Here is a 1,051-nt window from a genome sequence, read left to right as displayed (position 1 = left end):
GGGTTGTCGTTCCAGGTCTGGATCCAGGTTCGGATGTCTTTGTTGAGGTCGCGGACGCTGCGGTGGGTGCCGCGTTGCAGCTTCTTCGTGGTGAGTTCACCGAACCAGCGTTCGACGAGGTTCAGCCATGAGCTGCTGGTCGGGGTGAAGTGCAGGACGAAGCGCGGGTGGGCGTTCAGCCACCGTTTGATGGCCGGGGTTTTATGGGTGGACGCGTTGTCCAGCACCACATGCACGTCCAGGCCGCCCGGGACTTCGCGGTCGAGAGTCACCAGGAACTTCTTGAACTCGATCGCCCGGTGGCGCTGGTGCAGTGAGCCGATGACTTTGCCGGTGGCCAGATCGAGTGCGGCGTAAAGGTTGGACGTGCCCGCGCGGACGTAATCATGGCTGGCTCGTTGCGCGGTGCTGGGCAGCATCGGCAGGATCGGGGCGGTGCGGTCGAGGGCCTGGATCTGCGACTTCTCGTCCACACACAGCACGACGGCACGTTCGGGTGGATCCAGGTAAAGCCCGACGACGTCACGGACCTTGTCGATGAACTGCGGATCCTTCGACAGCTTCCACGTGTCCTGGCGGTGCGGTTGCAGGCCGAACGCCCGCCAGATCCGCGACACCGCGGTCTGTGACAGGCCGACCTCGGCGGCCAAGGACCGGGTCGACCAGTGCGTGGCGTCCTTCGGCGTGGTCTCCAGGGTCGTGGTGATCACCTGCTCCACGTCGGCGTCAGCGATCGTGCGGGGCCGGCCGGGCCGTGGCTCGTCCAGCAACCCCTCGAGCCGATCGGCGGCGAAGCGGTTACGCCACTTCTTCACCGTGTTCCGCGAGATCCCGAGTTCCTCGGCGATCAGTCCGTTCGGCGCCCCGACGGCGTCCGCGCAAGCCAGGACCACCCGCGACCGCAACGCGATCGCTTGAGCACTCGACGGACGCCGCGACCACGCCAGCAACTGTTCACGTTCGTCATCAGTGAGCACGATCGGCACTGCTGTCGGCAATGGCATGCAACCACCGTACCCACTGACAACGATTTAAAGACTCAGGACACTAG

The 1,051-nt window shown here is 64.9% G+C and carries 1 protein-coding gene; it reads right to left on the bottom strand.

What is annotated here, in order from left to right; genetic code table 11:
• Window positions 1-1,004 (bottom strand): IS630 family transposase (locus tag AB0F10_RS45810; protein ID WP_360640942.1); only part of this gene is annotated, 1,004 nt, incomplete at its 3' end.
• Between the last annotated feature and the right edge of the window lie 47 nt (window positions 1,005-1,051).

This window comes from Actinoplanes sp. NPDC026623, from assembly GCF_040638275.1.
GTDB lineage: Bacteria > Actinomycetota > Actinomycetes > Mycobacteriales > Micromonosporaceae > Actinoplanes.
Note: the sequence above shows the minus strand (reverse complement) of the source record. Positions and strands in the feature narration are given on the sequence as shown.